Annotated in this window: 18 protein-coding genes; 4 read left to right on the top strand and 14 right to left on the bottom strand. The window is 59.4% G+C overall.

Translation table 11 applies throughout. The annotated features are described in order from the left end of the window. Window positions 1-8 precede the first annotated feature (8 nt). Window positions 9-968, bottom strand: coding sequence for a M29 family metallopeptidase (locus ACZRJ6_RS02120; protein ID WP_463966888.1), 960 nt, complete (start codon window positions 966-968; stop codon window positions 9-11). Between the two features lie 74 nt (window positions 969-1,042). Further along, the gene (locus ACZRJ6_RS02115) at window positions 1,043-1,180 is read right to left on the bottom strand and encodes a hypothetical protein (RefSeq protein WP_178114440.1); all 138 of its coding nucleotides are present in this window, start codon (window positions 1,178-1,180) and stop codon (window positions 1,043-1,045) included. A 426-nt stretch (window positions 1,181-1,606) separates the two neighbouring features. Here ACZRJ6_RS02115 and ACZRJ6_RS02110 point away from each other — a divergent pair, with 426 nt between their 5' ends. Next, window positions 1,607-3,028: an amino acid permease gene (locus ACZRJ6_RS02110; RefSeq protein ID WP_463966887.1), complete on the top strand. Its 1,422-nt coding sequence runs from the start codon at window positions 1,607-1,609 to the stop codon at window positions 3,026-3,028. A gap of 96 nt (window positions 3,029-3,124) precedes the next feature. After that, window positions 3,125-3,538, top strand: a complete 414-nt coding sequence (gene arfB / locus ACZRJ6_RS02105; protein WP_133099531.1) for an alternative ribosome rescue aminoacyl-tRNA hydrolase ArfB — start codon at window positions 3,125-3,127, stop codon at window positions 3,536-3,538. Here the strand turns inward: arfB and ACZRJ6_RS02100 are convergent. The 5 genes from ACZRJ6_RS02100 to ACZRJ6_RS02080 all read right to left on the bottom strand — a co-directional run bounded on the left by ACZRJ6_RS02100 (window position 3,535) and on the right by ACZRJ6_RS02080 (window position 6,329). Next, entirely contained in the window at window positions 3,535-4,734 is a 1,200-nt protein-coding gene (locus ACZRJ6_RS02100) for an MFS transporter (protein ID WP_463966886.1), read from the bottom strand. The two genes, arfB and ACZRJ6_RS02100, sit on opposite strands and share 4 nt — an antisense overlap. Window positions 4,735-4,854: 120 nt before the next feature. Next, entirely contained in the window at window positions 4,855-5,037 is a 183-nt protein-coding gene (locus ACZRJ6_RS02095; RefSeq protein ID WP_463966885.1) for a hypothetical protein, read from the bottom strand. A gap of 76 nt (window positions 5,038-5,113) precedes the next feature. Continuing rightward, window positions 5,114-5,242 (bottom strand): hypothetical protein, encoded by a 129-nt coding sequence (locus tag ACZRJ6_RS02090; RefSeq protein ID WP_256666316.1) that lies wholly within the window; start codon window positions 5,240-5,242, stop codon window positions 5,114-5,116. A gap of 152 nt (window positions 5,243-5,394) precedes the next feature. Continuing rightward, on the bottom strand, window positions 5,395-5,985 hold the full coding sequence (locus tag ACZRJ6_RS02085) for an HD domain-containing protein (RefSeq protein WP_463966884.1): 591 nt from the start codon (window positions 5,983-5,985) through the stop codon (window positions 5,395-5,397). 32 nt (window positions 5,986-6,017) lie between these two features. Next, window positions 6,018-6,329, bottom strand: a complete 312-nt coding sequence (locus ACZRJ6_RS02080; RefSeq protein ID WP_149413769.1) for an Mpo1-like protein — start codon at window positions 6,327-6,329, stop codon at window positions 6,018-6,020. A 172-nt stretch (window positions 6,330-6,501) separates the two neighbouring features. Here ACZRJ6_RS02080 and ACZRJ6_RS02075 point away from each other — a divergent pair, with 172 nt between their 5' ends. Beyond that, window positions 6,502-7,563 carry an AraC family transcriptional regulator gene (locus tag ACZRJ6_RS02075; protein WP_463966883.1) on the top strand — a complete coding sequence of 354 codons (1,062 nt, stop codon included), beginning with the start codon at window positions 6,502-6,504 and terminating at the stop codon, window positions 7,561-7,563. Here the strand turns inward: ACZRJ6_RS02075 and ACZRJ6_RS02070 are convergent. The 7 genes from ACZRJ6_RS02070 to ACZRJ6_RS02040 form a co-directional block, all read right to left on the bottom strand. Beyond that, on the bottom strand, window positions 7,520-8,974 hold the full coding sequence (locus tag ACZRJ6_RS02070) for a TrkH family potassium uptake protein (protein WP_463966882.1): 1,455 nt from the start codon (window positions 8,972-8,974) through the stop codon (window positions 7,520-7,522). The genes ACZRJ6_RS02075 and ACZRJ6_RS02070 overlap by 44 nt on opposite strands. Before the next feature lie 117 nt (window positions 8,975-9,091). Next, window positions 9,092-10,432 carry an imelysin family protein gene (locus ACZRJ6_RS02065; protein ID WP_463966881.1) on the bottom strand — a complete coding sequence of 447 codons (1,341 nt, stop codon included), beginning with the start codon at window positions 10,430-10,432 and terminating at the stop codon, window positions 9,092-9,094. A 220-nt stretch (window positions 10,433-10,652) separates the two neighbouring features. Then, window positions 10,653-12,704, bottom strand: a complete 2,052-nt coding sequence (locus ACZRJ6_RS02060; RefSeq protein ID WP_463966880.1) for a putative bifunctional diguanylate cyclase/phosphodiesterase — start codon at window positions 12,702-12,704, stop codon at window positions 10,653-10,655. A 223-nt stretch (window positions 12,705-12,927) separates the two neighbouring features. Further along, on the bottom strand, window positions 12,928-13,146 hold the full coding sequence (locus ACZRJ6_RS02055; protein ID WP_133099522.1) for a hypothetical protein: 219 nt from the start codon (window positions 13,144-13,146) through the stop codon (window positions 12,928-12,930). Between the two features lie 139 nt (window positions 13,147-13,285). Continuing rightward, window positions 13,286-13,882: a superoxide dismutase gene (locus ACZRJ6_RS02050; protein WP_463966879.1), complete on the bottom strand. Its 597-nt coding sequence runs from the start codon at window positions 13,880-13,882 to the stop codon at window positions 13,286-13,288. Between the two features lie 187 nt (window positions 13,883-14,069). Continuing rightward, complete coding sequence (locus tag ACZRJ6_RS02045) at window positions 14,070-14,672, bottom strand: LysE/ArgO family amino acid transporter (RefSeq protein WP_463966878.1); 603 nt, start codon at window positions 14,670-14,672, stop codon at window positions 14,070-14,072. Window positions 14,673-14,677: 5 nt separating this feature from the next. Further along, window positions 14,678-15,079, bottom strand: coding sequence for an ACT domain-containing protein (locus ACZRJ6_RS02040; RefSeq protein ID WP_463966877.1), 402 nt, complete (start codon window positions 15,077-15,079; stop codon window positions 14,678-14,680). A gap of 98 nt (window positions 15,080-15,177) precedes the next feature. On the opposite strand from ACZRJ6_RS02040, the gene ACZRJ6_RS02035 reads away from it, so the two are divergent. After that, window positions 15,178-16,071, top strand: coding sequence for a LysR family transcriptional regulator ArgP (locus ACZRJ6_RS02035; protein ID WP_463966876.1), 894 nt, complete (start codon window positions 15,178-15,180; stop codon window positions 16,069-16,071). The last annotated feature ends 26 nt before the right edge of the window (window positions 16,072-16,097 follow it).

Below are 16,097 nucleotides of genomic sequence, written 5' to 3'. Positions count from 1 at the left end.
GGCTGGTCCTAAAACACAAAGGCCCCGTCAAACACCGGCTTGTCATCCAGCGCCAACACGCCACTGGCAAAGATCAAGTCCAAGTGATGGCTGCCTTTTTGGCCGCCGCCCAGACCCAAATGCAGCCCGCAGTGGCGCTCCTCAAAGCCAGCATTACGCGCATACAGATCCTTGACTCCTTCATTGGTACCAATGCCCAGCTCCTCCACCCGACGGTTGGAAGGGTTGGCATTCAGGTATTTGTTGAAGTCATCCGCCAGCCCCGGCACATCAGTGGCGACGGTACAGATGGTCGAGTTCTCAATCCACAATTCCAGCGGTGATTGCAGCACGCCGTATTTGCGGGCGAAGGGAATGGTGCTGAGGAAGGTACCAACAAACTTGACTTGGCCGTTGATGGCCTCGCTGTGGGTCGCGATCTCACCGGGGGCCAGGTCGTGGTTACCGACGCCGTTGATATTGGTCCACTTCTTAATGCTGCTCATGGGCGCGTCAAGGCGCGAGCCATGTTCGTCGGTAAAGCTCAACACGCTGGCCTGGGACATGCGCCGGATGAGCGTGGCGTTGAGGTCGGCAATGCGCTGTGGGGCGACGCTGAAGGTGTCGTAGAAATAGTCGCCATAGTCCTTGAGCAGCAGGGACTTTTTCCAGTGCTCGGCCATCACGTCTTGCAGGGCACGAATAAAGTCCGGACCTTCGGCGCGCGGGTTGGGCAAGGTCGAGGAATCGTAGAGAAACATGTACAGGTCGCAGTCTTCGATGGACTTGGCCAGGGCTTCACTGGGCGCAAGCTCCAGGCGCTGCAGCTGGAAGTTGAATCGGGCGGCACTGCCTTGGGTGATCGCCTGAGTGATGGCTTCATAGCGCTCGGTGTAGCCCACGAGTACGGTGGGGTGGTGAACGCCGGTCAGGGCCGGGTGATGGGCGAGGTAGTAGAGAAAATGTTCAACAGCGCGGGCCTTGTCCATGACGTCCTTCCTTCAAAGCCTTCGGTAGGAGTGGCAGATGTGGCGCACCGCATCTGCCCGGATGGCTGATCAGGTCAGAAAGGCCACATCGCCGTGCCAAATGGCACAACGGCATCGGCCTGCATCATTTCAACGGCGGCCTCATGGGTCGGCGCTTCAAACCAATCGTCGAGCTGCAGTTCGGTTTCCAGGTCGGTTTCCAGTGCTTGCATGGTGAATCTCCTAGAGGACGTTGTTTGAGGACAGACATGCCAACGGGCTTCGTTGAGCAAGTGGAAAGAACCTAGGCGAGAGTGTTTCATAATGCAAAAAATATATTGACACGGTTCCATTTGGATAAATTTTTCTGTTTTTGCGTGCTTGTTTTTATCAATTGAAAACAGTGGTCTAGCTGGGAGTTGTTAGCAGGAAAGAGCCTTCGCCAATTTCCTGTTGTCGCACGAATTTGCCTCAGCGAGTGCTGAACAGACACCTGCAGATATCTGGCCGGTGAAACGCGGAGTTCGGTCCGAGTGGGTTTTGCGGTGTACAATGCGCGGATTTTTTACGGTGTTGGGGTTTGATCGGTGCTTCCTGATTACGTTACCGGGGTAGCAACGTGCAACGAACATCATCAAACCTGGCGTGAGGCCTTTTTCATGAGTGAACCCAACTCGCATTCAGGTGAACTGAAGCGCGGCCTGAAAAATCGTCATATTCAACTGATCGCCCTCGGTGGCGCGATTGGTACCGGGCTGTTCCTGGGGTCGGCCGGCGTGCTGAAATCCGCCGGGCCGTCGATGATCCTCGGCTACGCCATCTGCGGTTTTATCGCCTTCATGATCATGCGCCAGCTCGGCGAAATGATCGTCGAAGAGCCGGTAGCCGGTTCCTTCAGTCACTTTGCCCACAAGTATTGGGGCGGATTCGCCGGTTTTCTGTCGGGCTGGAACTGCTGGATTCTCTACATTCTGGTGGGCATGTCGGAGCTTACGGCCGTCGGCAAATACGTGCATTACTGGTGGCCGGACGTCCCGACCTGGGCCTCGGCCGCGGTATTTTTCGTGATGATCAACGCGATCAACCTGGCCAACGTCAAAGTCTTTGGCGAGGCCGAATTCTGGTTTGCGATCATCAAGGTGATCGCCATCATCGGCATGATCGCCTTGGGCAGCTACCTGCTGGTCAGCGGCAATGGCGGGCCACAAGCCTCGGTGACCAACCTGTGGGAACACGGCGGCTTCTTTCCCCATGGCGTTGGTGGCTTGGTGATGGCCATGGCGATCATCATGTTTTCCTTCGGCGGCCTGGAAATGCTCGGTTTCACTGCTGCTGAAGCGGACCAGCCACGGACCGTGATTCCCAAGGCCATCAACCAGGTGATCTACCGGATTCTGATTTTCTACATCGGCGCCCTCGTCGTGCTGTTGTCACTTACACCGTGGGACAGCTTGCTGGTGACCCTCAACGCCTCCGGCGATGCCTATAGCAGCAGCCCGTTCGTCCAAGTGTTCTCGATGCTGGGCAGCAACACCGCCGCGCACATCCTCAACTTCGTAGTGCTGACGGCAGCGCTGTCGGTGTACAACAGCGGCACCTACTGTAACAGCCGTATGCTGCTGGGCATGGCCGAGCAGGGTGACGCGCCCAGGGCTCTGGCGAAGATCGACAAGCGCGGCGTGCCGGTGCGTTCGATCCTGGCGTCGGCGGTGATTACGTTTGTCGCGGTGCTGATGAACTACCTGATCCCGCAACATGCGCTGGAACTGTTGATGTCCCTGGTGGTTGCAACGCTGGTGATCAACTGGGCGATGATCAGCTTCTCCCACTTCAAGTTCCGCCAACACATGAACCGCACCGGCCAGGTGCCGCTGTTCAGGGCGCTGTGGTATCCCTACGGCAACTACGTTTGCCTGGCGTTTGTGGTGTTTATCCTGGGCATCATGCTGATGATTCCGGGGATTCAGGTTTCGGTGTATGCGATTCCGGTGTGGGTGGCGTTTATGTGGGTTTGCTACATCATTAAGAATAAGCGCAAGGCTCGGGAGGATTTGAGTGCGCAGGTTTCGCAACTGAAGTAACTCCCCTGCATCACAGCAAACCCGGCGATATGCCGGGTTTGTCCGTTCCTGCCTTCGCGTATCCTTGACTCCCTTGAACCACGGACCTTGCTTTCCATGCTGGTGATTTCCAACAACGTGCACCTGCCCGACGCCGAGATCGAGTTGACCGCCATCCGCGCCCAAGGCGCCGGTGGTCAAAACGTCAACAAGGTCTCCAGCGCCGTGCACCTGCGTTTTGACATCCTTGCCTCGTCCCTGCCGGCGTTCTACAAGGAACGCCTGCTGGCCCTGCGCGACAGTCGCATCACCAGCGAAGGTGTGCTGATCCTCAAGGCCCAGCAATACCGGACCCAGGAACAGAATCGCGCCGATGCCCTGGAACGCCTGGTGGAGTTGATCCTCAGCGCTACCAAGGTCGAAAAGAAGCGCCGCCCCACCAAACCCACCTTGGGCTCAAAAAAACGTCGCCTGGAATCCAAGACCAAGCGCGGCAGCATCAAGGCCGGACGCGGCAAGGTCGACTTCTAGGTCGCTTGCCGCTCTTCACGGTGCTTCGGCGCCTGCCGGTACAAGTACAGGCTCAGCAGCAACCCGCAAAACGCCGCAATGGCTGCAAACAGGAAGATTGACGCAAAGCCGAACCCCGCAGCAATCGCCCCGGCCAGTGGCCCGGTGATGCCCAACGACAGGTCGATAAACAACGAATACGCCCCCACCGCCGCGCCCCGGCTGGAGGCTGGCACCAGATTGACCGCCTCCACACCCAATGCCGGGAACACCAGGGAAAAGCCAAACCCGCTTAACGCCGCCCCGGCGAGAGCCAGATGGGCGTCCGGTGCCAGCCACAGCAACAGCAGGCCCAGGGTTTCCACCGACAGGCAGACAATCGCCACGCGAAAGCCACCAATACGGTTGATCAGGTTGCCGAACAACAGCCGCGCGCCGATAAAGCTGGCGCCGAACAGGCTCAGGCACAGCACCGCGTTGTCCCATTGTTGGGTGGCGTAATACAGGGTGATGAAGGTGGCGATGGTGCCAAAACCAATAGAGCCCAACGCCAGGCCACAGCCGTGGGGCAGTACGCGGCCCAGCACATGCATGAATGGCAAGCGCTCGCCCACCACGATGGGCGCCGCCACTTTCGGCCAGGCCAGCAGCAAGCCCAGTACCGCGAGCAAGATGATGCTGACGCCCATGCTCCATAGTCCGAAGTGACGGACCAGCAGCACCCCCAGCGGCGCGCCGACCGCCAGGGCGCCGTAGCTGGCGATGCCGTTCCAGGAGATGACTTTGGCGGTGTTCGCTGCGCCGACCCGGCCAATGCCCCAGCCGATGGAGCCTGAGCCCACCAGGCTTTCGGCGCTGCCGAGCACCAGGCGGCCGATCAACAGGCTGGTCAGGCTCAGCGCCGGCAGGTCCGAAAGCCAGGCCGAGAGCAACATGAACACGCCGCTCAGGCCGCAACCTGCCAGGCCATATATCACTGCGTGCTTGCTGCCCAGGTTATCAATGATGCGCCCGGCATACGGTCGGCTCAGCAGGGTGGCCAGGTATTGCACGCTGATTACCAGGCCAGCGATGACGGCGCCGAAGCCCAGGTCGCTGTGCACATAGCCCGGCAGCACGGCCAGGGGAATGCCGATATTCAGGTAGCCGATGAAGGTGAAGAGAACAATGGAAACAACTTGCAGTGTGACCGCCATGGGGCGCTGGGTATCTGGCATGGGGAGAGGTCCACTGTCGCAGCAGGAAAAGATAGGCAGCTTATGATACCGATGCATTGGTCGATGCAGGGCGGCAAAACGAAAAAGCCCGGATCAAAGGCCTGGGATGCCAGCTGCCAGTCAGCGCTCGGTAGGTTTGAGCAATTGCGTGGTTACCAGGGCGGCAAGGGCGTTTTCCTGGGTGCCGAAGCGCTTGAGCAGCAGGGCCTGTTTTTGCGCGCTGAGGCGGTTCCAGACATCGACCATCTGCAAGGCAGTGTCGAGCAAGGCGTTGTCGGGTGGGGTGTTGGTGGTGTTGGTCATGGCGGGTGTCTCACGGTGTTCAGGCGGTGTGGAAAGCGCTCAATGTCACGCTTTCCACACGGTCTGGGTACGGCGCTCAGTCCTGGCTTTCGCTGTCGACTGGCTTTGCCTCTTTTGGCTGGGGCTGTTCGCTGCCGGCCTGTTGCGGGGTTGGCTGCTCAGTTTCGCGCAGGCTTGGGAAGGGGAGATTAGGTATTTCGTGCATCGTCGTCGCTCCTCGCAAGGTCTGTTTTTTCAATTGCAGGTGATTCCGCGCTTTCAGAAAGCCTTGGCAGGATACAGCACTGTAAATGACAAAAAGACTTTTATATCGGCGGATGTACGAACCTTCATCGCAAAGACGCAAGTGACAAGAGGTCACACTTGGCCCTGGCGCTCCATCGCCGCCTTGTAGATTGAGTTCTTCGGCTGGGCAAAGACCCGGGCCAGCATCGGTTCGAAAAAGCTCAACGCCAGGGTGTCGTAGGCCGGGTCGAACGCCGCCGCGTCGTACTGCGCGCAGAACTCGATGGTTTGCTGGTACTGCGGGTGGTCACCAAATTGCTCGCGCAAGTGGCGGTCCATCCCCAGGTGGTGGAAAAAGTAGTAGCCCTGGAAAACCCCGTGCTTTTCCACCATCCATAAATTTTCGGGGCTGACGAAGGGCTTGAGGATAGCGGCGGCGATGTCCGGGTGATTATAGGAACCCAGGGTATCGCCGATGTCATGGAGCAGTGCGCACACCACGTACTCTTCGTCACGGCCATCGTGCCAGGCGCGGCTGGCTGTTTGCAGCGAGTGGGTCAGGCGGTCCACCGGGAAACCGCCGAAGTCGCCCTCCAATAACCGCAGGTGCGCGACAATCCGTGTCGGCAATTGCCGGGCATAGGCGCTGAAATCCTTGGCGATGATCGCCCAGTCTTCCTGGGTGCCGTCCTGCATATGGGTGAAGCGGGCCTGCTGGTTCATCGGCGGTTCTCTTATTGTTTTTAAGGCGTGGACTAAAACGGTACCTTGCCCAGAACCATGTCGCGGTACATCACAAAATCCCCCAACAAGCTGTAAAGCGGATGCTGGAAGGTCGCCGGACGATTCTTTTCGAAGAAAAAGTGGCCGATCCAGGCAAAGCTGTAGCCGGCCACCGGCAACGCGAGCAGCAGCCACCAGGCGCCTTTGCCCACGGCAAAGGCCAGAATAAAAATCACCAGGCTGGTGCCAATAAAATGCAGGCGGCGGCAGGTGCTGTTGCCGTGTTCACTCAGGTAATAGGGATAAAACTCGGCGAAGCTTTTGAATTGTCTGACGTTTTCCACGGTGGATGGCCCTTTGTTTATTGTTCTGCTCGACAGATGCTCGGCGGGGAGCTTATTTGAGTCTAGAGTCATCACTGGTAACGGCCAGTGACAATAGATGCCACTTTAGTATCCTTGGGTTCTTGGCTGTGGTTTCAGCCTACCTTTATTGGAAAGCGTGTTAAAAAACGCCATGAGCGAACGAACGACTTCTGCAAGCTGGGCGATGGGGATAGTCAAGGCACTGGAGATGGACGGCCTGGATTGCCGCGCCTTGTTCAAGCAGCTTGGCCTGGACTACGCCGCTCTGGATGATCCTGATGCACGCTTCCCGCAGGACTCCATGACCCGGCTCTGGCAGCGGGCGGTGGAGCTGTCGGGCAACCCGGCGATTGGCCTGAACATGGGCAAGGTAGTGCGCCCGGCCTCGTTTCATGTGGCTGGCTATGCCTTGATGTCCAGCCGCACCCTGGCTGAAGGCTTTATGCGCCTGGTGCGTTATCAGCGGATCATTGCCGAAAGCGCCGATCTGAGTTTCCGACTTTTACCCGAAGGCTATGCGCTGATTCTTACGGTACACGGCGACCATCTACCACCCACCCGGCAAAGTGCCGAGGCGTCACTGGCCTGTGCCTTGGCATTATGCGGTTGGCTGACCGGACGAACCCTGCAACCGCGCAAGGTGCTGGTGCAGGGCGATCAGCCGGCGGATCTGGAGCCCTATAAACAGGCATTCCATGCGCCCCTGGTGTTCAACGCCCCTTATGACGCGCTGATCTTCGAACGATCGGATATGGAAGCGCCACTGCCCACGGCGAACGAGGCGATGGCGTTGCTGCATGATCGCTTCGCCGGCGAGTATCTGGCGCGCTTTTCGGAAAGTCGGGTGACCCACAAGGCGCGGCAAATGCTGTGCCGGCTGCTGCCCCAAGGGGAACCCAAGCGCGAGGTGGTGGCCCAGGCGTTGCACCTGTCCCAGCGCACCCTGCAACGGCGTTTGCAGGAGGAGGGCACCAGTTTCCAGACCCTACTGGACGACACCCGTCGCGAACTGGCCGAGCAATACCTGGCGCAGCCGTCGATGACCCTGCTGGAAATTGCCTACTTGTTGGGGTTTGCCGATCCGAGCAACTTCTTCCGGGCATTCCGGCGTTGGTTCGATGCCACGCCCGGCGAGTACCGGGCGCGGTTGTTGGAGGGTGCCGCGATCGTCAGTGACGCCAGAATGCCGGAATGCACAGCACAAACACCGTAATGATCTCCAGCCGTCCCAGCAGCATGCCCAGGGACAGGATCCACTTGGCTGCATCCGGCAGGCTGGAGAAGTTGCCAGCCGGACCGATGGTTGCTCCCAGCCCAGGGCCTACGCCGGATACGGTACTGGCGGCGCCGGTCAACGCGGTCATCCAGTCCAGGCCCAGCAGTGACAGGGCCAGGGCGATCACGCAGATAGTGATGGCGAAGAAGAACGAGAAGGTCAGGATCGAACGCACGATCTCCTCGTCCAGACGGTGACCGTTGTACTGCTGCTTGATCACTGCACGCGGGTGAATCAGCTGGTTCAAGTTAGTCTTGAGCAGGATGTAGGCCACCTGGAAACGGAAGATCTTGATCCCGCCCGCCGTGGAGCCCGAGCAGCCACCGATAAAGCCCAGGTAGAAGAACAACATCAGTGAGAAGTTGCCCCACAGGCTGTAGTCCCCAAGGGCGAAACCGGTGGTGGTCACCACGGAGGTAACGTTCAGTGCCACGTGGCGCAACGCATCTAGCCAGTGCAGATTGGTAGTCCACCAGTACCAGGAGCCCAGTACCAGCCAGGTCACCAGCAGCAATCCGAGTAGGCCTTGCACCTGCTGATCCTTGAGCAGCGCCCGCCGGTTGCCGCGCAAGGTGGCGACGTACAGGGTGAACGGCAAGCTGCCCATAATCATCACCACCACTGCTACCCAGTGCACCGCCGGCTGTTTCCAGTGGGCCAGGGACTCGTCAGAGGTGGAGAAGCCACCGGTGGAAATTGCCGACATGGCGTGGTTGATCGCATCGAACAGGCTCATCCCAGCCCACCAGAACGCTAGGCTGCCGAGGATGGTGATACCGACATAGGCCGCCACAATCAGTCGCGCCACCATGTGCGAGCGGGGCATGAGCTTCTCCGAGCGGTCCGAGGACTCGGTCTGGAACAGGCGCATGCCGCCGATACGCAGCAGTGGCAGGATCGCCACTGCCATGCCGATAAAGCCGATACCACCGAGCCAGTGCAGTAGCGAGCGCCACATCAGGATGCCCGGCGACATGTTGTCCAGGCCGCTGAGCACCGTGGAACCGGTGGCAGTGATGCCGGACATGCTTTCGAAGAAGGAGTCGGTGTAGCTGATGCGTTGGGTCAGCAGGAATGGCAGCGCGGCAAACATGCAGACGGCCACCCAACTGGAGACTGTCAGCAGGTACATGTCCCGAGGACGCAGGTGCACGTGTTCCGGGCGACCGGGGATGACCAGGGCCAACCCTGCGATAAAGGTGATCAGGCTGGCCCAGAGAAAGGACGGCAGGTCGCTGGTGCGTTCGAAAATCACCAGGGTCGCCATTGGCACCACCATGGCGATCGCGAGGGTGATCAGGAAGATGCCGATAATGAAACCGATGATCCGTAAGGTCGGCAACGCCATGAGGTCCACTCGGGTGACAGGAAAGGCCGCCATTCTACCTGTGGTGCAGTCCATGTAAACCGGGCATAAAAAAGGCGACCCGAAGGCCGCCTCATTCACTCACTCAACCCTTGGCGATCAAAACGCGTGATCGGCACTGTCCGGGTTCAGGTCGCCGATGCCCAGCTTGCCGGCCGCCTGCTCGATGGAGCCAGTTTGCTTGACCAGGGAGGCGATGGCGTCGCGCACAATCTGGTTGCCAGCTTCGTTGCCTGCCGCGATCAGTTGGTCGTAGTGCTCACCCTTGTTGGCGTGGTCAACCATGACCTGGATTTTCGCTTCAGTGGCAGCCAGGTCAGCCTTGAGGGCTTCGTCGGCGGCTGGGTCAGCCTTGGCCACCAGGGAGGACAGGCTGGCGCCGGTCAGCTTGGTACCGTCGACACGGGTGTATTCGCCCAGGTAGACGTTACGGATGCCTTTGGCGTCGTAGAACTGTGAGTTGTGGGTGTTATCGCTGAAGCAGTCATGTTCGTCTTCCGGCGAGTTGGCTTCCAGGGACACCTTCATGCGTTCGCCCGCCAGTTCACCCAGGGACAGGCTGCCCATGCCGAACAGCATTTTGCGCAGGCCGTTGGTGCCAGGTTCCGCTTCCAGGGTGGCGCGGTAGTTGTCTTCGACGTTGGGCTTCCAGTTGCCGACCATTTCTTCCAGGTCGCTGACCAGCAGCTGGGTCACAGCGCTCAGGTAAGCACGGCGACGCTCGTTGTGGCCACCAGTGGCGCCTTCACCTTGCAGGTAGTCCGAGGCCGGACGGTTGCCGGCGCCAGGGCCGGTACCGTTCAGGTCCTGGCCCCAGAGCAGGAATTCGATGGCGTGGTAGCCGGTGGCGACGTTGGCTTCGGAACCGCCCAGCTCATTGAGGCTGGCGAGTTTTTCTGCAGTGATGTCCTTGACGTCGATCTTGTCTTCGCCGACCTGGATCTCGGTGTTGGCGATGATATTGGCGGTGGCGCCCGGGTTGCCGAGGGCGTGTTCGTAGGTTTTGTCGACGTAGTCGATCAGGCCTTCGTCCAATGGCCAGGCGTTCACCTGACCTTCCCAATCGTCAATGATGGTGTTGCCGAAGCGGAACACTTCACTCTGCAGGTACGGCACGCGTGCGGCGATCCAGGCGGTACGGGCCGCTTTCAGGGTTTCGTCGTTCGGCTTGGCAAGGAAGGCGTCGATGGCGGCTTGCAGGGTTTTTGCCGTGGACTCGGAGTCGCTGTAGACAGCGAACACGATGTCAGCGTAATGCGCGACCACTGCCTTGGCGGCGGCCTCGTCGACCTGGCCTGCCGTGCCGGCAGCGGGTGCGGTAGTGCTGGCGGCTGCAGCAGGTGCTTGAGGAGCAGCAGCCTTGTCTTTGCCCTCACCGCAACCGGCGAGAGAAATGGCAATGGCCAGCAGACTGGCGGTGGCCAGGGGCATACGAATCATGGCGAACATCCTGCTTCGGTAGATTATCGGGGGCGCATGGCTGCGCGCAAAACTACGACATAATGCGAAAGATTTGCATTTTCTGTAAAGGGTTAACGCTGTAAATAGTTAATATCGATTTGCCACTGGCCCAGCACCGCGCCACGGAGTGCCATCATCGGCATAGCCGCTGCCTCGTTCTACTCAACAGCGGTTATGCCGTGTAGTGAGCAAAAATCCATCACAGAATCAAGGAGTTATTGCGCTCGGCTTGTTTCAGGTATGCCACCAACTCCCGCGCCGGTAATGGCTTGCTGTAGTGATAGCCCTGACCTTCATGGCAGCCTTCGGAGATGATGTAGGCCTCCTGCTCGGCGGTCTCTACCCCTTCGGCGATGACCTGCATGCCGAGGCTTTTGCCCAATTGAATGATCGCCCGCACGATGGTGGCATCGTCGTCGTCGTCCAGCAGGTCCTGGACGAAGCTTTTGTCGATCTTGATCTTGTCCAGCGGCAGGCTTTTCAGGTAGCTGAGGGATGAGTAACCCGTGCCGAAGTCATCAATGGCGATCAGCGCCCCGGAACGGCGTAGGCTCAGCAGGTGCTGGGCGGCGGTGCTGATGTCTTCCATCAGGCCGGTTTCGGTGACTTCCAGCTCCAGGCTGCGGGGCGGCAGGCGGTAGATCTGCAGCAGGTTATTGACCACTCGCGGCAACTCGGCGTGGTGCAACTGCACCGTGGACAGGTTGACCGCCATGCGCAGTTCGGTGAAACCCTGGTCATGCCATTCCCGTAGTTGCCGACAAGCCTGGTCCAGCACCCATTCGCCGATGGAAATAATCGTGCCGTTCTGTTCCGCCAGGGGAATGAACAGATCGGGCGGTACCAAGCCGTGTTCCGGGTGTTGCCAGCGAATCAACGCTTCGACGCCGACCACGCGGTGATTGAGGTAGCTGATTTGCGGCTGATACACCAAGTAAAACTGATTGCGGCCCAAGGCCTCGCGCAGGTCTTTCTCCAGTTCGCGGCGGCGGCGCATTTCGCTGTCGACGCTGGCGATGTAGAACTGATAGCGATTGCGTGAGCGGCTTTTGGCCAACGTCATGGTCTGTTCGGCTTTTTGCAGAAGCTTCTCGGTGCTGTCGCCGTCTTCCGGGAACAGGGTGATGCCGATGGTGGCCCTCAGACGGATTTGCTCGTGATCGAGGGCAAACTCGGCTTCCAGGTCATCGAGGATGCTTTGCGCCAGTTCGGCGGCTTCATAGGGTTGCTCGATATCGGCCTGGACCAGGGCGAACTGGTCGCCCCCCAAGCGGGCGAGGGCGCCGAGGCGGCCGCTGTGGGCGCGCAGACGGTCGGCCAGGGCCAGCAACAATTGGTCGCCGACTTGGTAGGTGAACTGCTCGTTGACGCTTTTGAAGTCATCCAACCCGACGCACAGCACTGCCACTCGCCGTTGCCGGCGTCCGGAGTCGATCAGGATCTTGTCCAGTTGCTCCTGCAGTTTCTGGCGATTGGGCAGGCCGGTGAGGAAGTCGTACTGGGCCATGCGCAGCAGACTGTTTTCCGCCTCGTGGCGCAGATGGGTGTTGCGTTCGATGGACTCGAGCAACTGGTTGGCGGTGTTGATCCACAGGCCCAGCTCGTTCTTTTCGTGGCCCTTGAGCTGTGGGATCTTGTGCTCGCTGGGGCGGTCGGGGTTGATCGAGCTCAGGTGCTCGATGATCCGCGACAGCGGCTTGGTCAGTAGCCAGTGATAGACCAGGTACAGCACCAGGCCCATGGCCAGGGCTCGCAGCACCCCGGAGATAAAGATGATCACCGAATTGACAATAAAGCCTTTGCCGTAGGTGGCGGTGTCGAGGGTGATGCTCAGGTCGCCGTAATACTCGCTGTAGGGCCCGCGCCCCACCAGCGGTGTGGTGAAGGTGCGCTCCTGGCCGAGAATCAGGTCAGTGAGCCAGCGGCTGGGGGATTGCTGCAAATCGCGGCTTTTTTTCGCGAGCATGGCTTCGTTGGGGTGGCCAATGGAGGCCATGCGTACAGCGTCATCCTGAAACAGGCCTTCGATGACCTGCATGCCCATTTCGCGATCCAGGCTATAGACGGCCTGGGTCGAGGGGTCGCGAAACATGTCGAGGATGCGCTGGGCATCGCCGGCCACGGCCTGGCGCGTCTTGTAGGCGTCGAAGACAATCTGCGCCACGCTCAGCGCCACGCCCACTATCAATGCCGAAAGCAGCACAACCCGTAGCAACTTCACCGACAAGCTGTTTTTGAGTTCCAGCTTCAAAGGGTCATTCCTTGTTCCATGCGGGTAGCCTCAATATGCCATGAGTATTGGCAATCCCGTGGTGGCAGTCAAAGGGACATTGAAGCAGTTGCATGTTTGACACCGCGCGGGCTCGTTTCTGGGCGATGGTGCGCGGCGGATTTACATCCGCCTGCGCGGTAGCGGGGCTGGAGACGGGTAACTTATGGGCAGGTTTGGAACGGTGGCTTTAGAGGTTCGAACCTCAGCTGAACGTGATGGTCTTGTTCTGAGCTTTTATCGTGGCGTCGAAATTTACGGACTTGTTTTGCTCCGCGGTTGTGTTTTTCAGTGTGTCGCCCAATGTTTTCGCTACCACATCGGCGAAGGGTTGGATCAGGGGCGCGATCGACTTGGTTATATCGGCAGCCGCTTTGGCCAACTCGCCAATCACGGGGAGTGCTGCTAATACTGACATAGACATCGTGAAATCTCCGACAGGGATGAGAGGGTTATTCCTCATCGACTAGGTGGCAGCAGCTACTCATTGGGTTCCACATTGACCGCATAAAACGCATAAAAAAGCCCGGCAATTGCCGGGCTCTTTCTACTGCAAGGGTTGCTTAAGCAGTGAAGGTCTTGCCTTCGAACTGCTCAGCGACGAACTTCCAGTTGACCAGGTTCCAGAACGCTTCCACATACTTTGGACGCACGTTGCGGTAGTCGATGTAGTAAGCGTGTTCCCAGACGTCGCAGGTCAGCAGCGGGGTATCGCCGCTGGTCAGCGGGTTGCCGGCGCCGATGGTGCTGGCCAGGGCCAGGGAACCGTCAGCTTTTTTCACCAGCCAACCCCAACCGGAACCGAAGGTGCCGACGGACGTCTTGGTGAATTCTTCCTTGAACTTGTCGAACGAACCGAACGCAGCGTTGATGGCTTCAGCCAGCGGGCCGGTAGGTTGACCGCCAGCGTTTGGCGCCAGGCAGTTCCAGTAGAAGGTGTGGTTCCAGACCTGAGCTGCGTTGTTGAAGATGCCGCCCGAAGAGGATTTGACGATCTCTTCCAGGGTCTTGCCTTCGAACTCGGTGCCAGGCACCAGGTTGTTCAGGTTCACGACATAGGTGTTGTGGTGCTTGTCGTGGTGAAATTCCAAGGTTTCCTTGGAGATGTGCGGCTGCAGGGCATCGTGTGCGTAGGGCAGCGGCGGCAATTCGAAAGCCATGATGATTCTCCTAATCAGGTCAGTTGCGGTGAGCGCAAGGCCGATCACGGGCGGCCAAACAAGCGCCGGGGAGTTTGTACTCTTTGCGGCGCAGGGACAGGATCATAGCACCGGGGGTGCGGCATAACCACGCAACAACTGTGTGGGATAGAGGTTCCAAAGTCTTTTGGATGCTCTTCAATTAAGATCAGACGGCGCTTATTAATTGATAGGCGACGCTGAACATCATTACCGCCACCAACAGGTCCAGCAGGCGCCACGTCGCAGGGCGCGCCAGCCAGGGTGCCAGCCACGCCGCACCCAGGGCCAGGGCGGAAAACCACAGGAATGACGCACTGGCGGCGCCTGCTACATAGGCACCGGGTTCGGTTTGCTGGGCGCCCAACGACCCAATCAACAATACGGTGTCGAGATACACGTGAGGATTGAGCAGCGTCACGGCCAAAGCGCTGAGCATCACCGCACGCAACGAGCGAACCTTTTGGTTTGCCCCTTGGCCCATGCTCTGCCGCGAACAGGCCCGACGCAAGGCGAGGGCGCCGTACCACAGCAGGAACGCCGCGCCACCCCAGCGCGCAATCGCCAGCAGCAATGGATTACTCGCCAGTACCGTCGCCAGCCCAAACACCCCGGCGGCCACCAGTAGCGCATCGCAGACCACACACAGTGCCGCCACCGGCAGGTGATGCTCACGGCGCAGGCTTTGCGCCAGGACAAAGGCGTTTTGTGTACCGATGGCCATAATCAACCCCAGGGCCACCAGCAGTCCGTTCACATAGCTTTGCCACATAAGGTTTACTCCGCGTCCGCCGCCAATTGCCGCAACACCGTCATTGCCTGTTCAGCGTCGTCGCGGCCGACAAACAAGTGATCGTGGTAGTAACCGGCGATCACGTTGCAACTGATGCCAGCCTTGCCCAAGGCGCTGGCGAATGCCGCGGTCAGGCCAACGGCTTCCAGGGCCGAATGCACATTCAAGGTGATCCACGCTGCCACATATTCGAACGGCAACCCGGCCTGCTCGGCCTGCTGGCGCTCGACGATTACCGTCAATCCTTCCTGCTCGCGGAAGCTGCCGATCACCTCGCAACCTTCCGGGATACGGTTGTCGGCCAGGGTGCAGAACACGTAGTCACCGTCATTGAGGTGCGGGCTCATGCTACGCAACAGGGTTGCCAGGGCGGTTTCGCCAGCCATGTGGATAATCCTTGAAGATAAGAAGCGATGCTGGCTATTCTCCGGCCCAAAGCTGTATAAGAAAAACCAATATTGCTGATCGCTCATTAGGGAAACTGATGTTCGACTATAAATTGCTTTCCGCCCTGGCGGCGGTGGTGGAACAAGCCGGTTTTGAGCGCGGTGCCCAAGTGCTGGGCATCTCGCAATCGGCGATCTCCCAGCGCATCAAACTGTTGGAAGCGCGAATCGGCCAGCCTGTGCTGGTGCGAGCCACACCGCCTGTGCCTACGGAAATCGGCCGGAGGTTGCTCAACCACGTGCAGCAAGTACGGCTGTTGGAGCGCGACCTGCAAAGCCAGGTCCCGGCGCTGGACGAAGAGGGCATGCCCGAACGCCTGCGCATCGCCTTGAACGCCGACAGCCTGGCGACCTGGTGGGCGCAAGCGGTGGGTGATTTCTGCGCCGAACAGCACCTGCTGCTGGACCTTGTGGTGGAAGACCAGACCGTTGGCCTCAAACGCATGCGTGCCGGTGAAGTGGCGGCCTGTGTTTGCGCCAGTGAACGGCCGGTCGCCGGTGCCCGCAGTTTGTTGCTGGGGGCGATGCGTTACCGGGCGCTGGCCAGCCCAGCATTTATCGCCCGGCACTTTCCCGATGGCGTGCGTGCCGATCAACTGGCGCGTACCCCCGCATTGGTGTTCGGCCCTGACGATTTCCTGCAGCATCGCTACCTGGCGTCCTTGGGCGTCGACGGTGGTTTTGAGCATCACTTGTGCCCGTCTTCCGAAGGTTTTATCCGCCTGACGGAAGCCGGTTTAGGGTGGGGCCTGGTGCCCGAGTTGCAGGTGCGCGACCAGCTTGAGCGCGGTCTCCTGGTGGAGTTATTGCCAGATAAGCCCATTGATGTGCCGCTGTACTGGCATCATTGGCGCAGTGGCGGGCAATTGCTCGGTTTGTTGACCGAGCATCTGGCCCGGGCCGGCGGCCAATTGCTGGTGCCCTTGGAGTGACAGTCAGCGTCAAGGCAACAGGTAGG

This window comes from Pseudomonas sp. C321 (assembly GCF_055407105.1).
The sequence above is the reverse complement of the archived record's forward strand: the minus strand, read 5'-3'. Positions and strand labels throughout refer to the sequence as shown.

What these genes read in the sequence shown, in the direction of transcription:
- ACZRJ6_RS02090 (WP_256666316.1), bottom strand. Translation starts at nt 5,242, where the DNA reads ATGCACGAAATACCTAATCTCCCCTTCCCAAGCCTGCGCGAAACTGAG.
- ACZRJ6_RS02055 (WP_133099522.1), bottom strand. Translation starts at nt 13,146, where the DNA reads ATGTCTATGTCAGTATTAGCAGCACTCCCCGTGATTGGCGAGTTGGCC.
- ACZRJ6_RS02035 (WP_463966876.1), top strand. Translation starts at nt 15,178, where the DNA reads ATGTTCGACTATAAATTGCTTTCCGCCCTGGCGGCGGTGGTGGAACAA.
- ACZRJ6_RS02050 (WP_463966879.1), bottom strand. Translation starts at nt 13,882, where the DNA reads ATGGCTTTCGAATTGCCGCCGCTGCCCTACGCACACGATGCCCTGCAG.
- ACZRJ6_RS02065 (WP_463966881.1), bottom strand. Translation starts at nt 10,432, where the DNA reads ATGATTCGTATGCCCCTGGCCACCGCCAGTCTGCTGGCCATTGCCATT.
- ACZRJ6_RS02110 (WP_463966887.1), top strand. Translation starts at nt 1,607, where the DNA reads ATGAGTGAACCCAACTCGCATTCAGGTGAACTGAAGCGCGGCCTGAAA.
- ACZRJ6_RS02095 (WP_463966885.1), bottom strand. Translation starts at nt 5,037, where the DNA reads ATGACCAACACCACCAACACCCCACCCGACAACGCCTTGCTCGACACT.
- arfB (WP_133099531.1), top strand. Translation starts at nt 3,125, where the DNA reads ATGCTGGTGATTTCCAACAACGTGCACCTGCCCGACGCCGAGATCGAG.
- ACZRJ6_RS02070 (WP_463966882.1), bottom strand. Translation starts at nt 8,974, where the DNA reads ATGGCGTTGCCGACCTTACGGATCATCGGTTTCATTATCGGCATCTTC.
- ACZRJ6_RS02045 (WP_463966878.1), bottom strand. Translation starts at nt 14,672, where the DNA reads ATGTGGCAAAGCTATGTGAACGGACTGCTGGTGGCCCTGGGGTTGATT.
- ACZRJ6_RS02075 (WP_463966883.1), top strand. Translation starts at nt 6,502, where the DNA reads ATGAGCGAACGAACGACTTCTGCAAGCTGGGCGATGGGGATAGTCAAG.
- ACZRJ6_RS02115 (WP_178114440.1), bottom strand. Translation starts at nt 1,180, where the DNA reads ATGCAAGCACTGGAAACCGACCTGGAAACCGAACTGCAGCTCGACGAT.
- ACZRJ6_RS02100 (WP_463966886.1), bottom strand. Translation starts at nt 4,734, where the DNA reads ATGCCAGATACCCAGCGCCCCATGGCGGTCACACTGCAAGTTGTTTCC.
- ACZRJ6_RS02085 (WP_463966884.1), bottom strand. Translation starts at nt 5,985, where the DNA reads ATGAACCAGCAGGCCCGCTTCACCCATATGCAGGACGGCACCCAGGAA.
- ACZRJ6_RS02120 (WP_463966888.1), bottom strand. Translation starts at nt 968, where the DNA reads ATGGACAAGGCCCGCGCTGTTGAACATTTTCTCTACTACCTCGCCCAT.
- ACZRJ6_RS02040 (WP_463966877.1), bottom strand. Translation starts at nt 15,079, where the DNA reads ATGGCTGGCGAAACCGCCCTGGCAACCCTGTTGCGTAGCATGAGCCCG.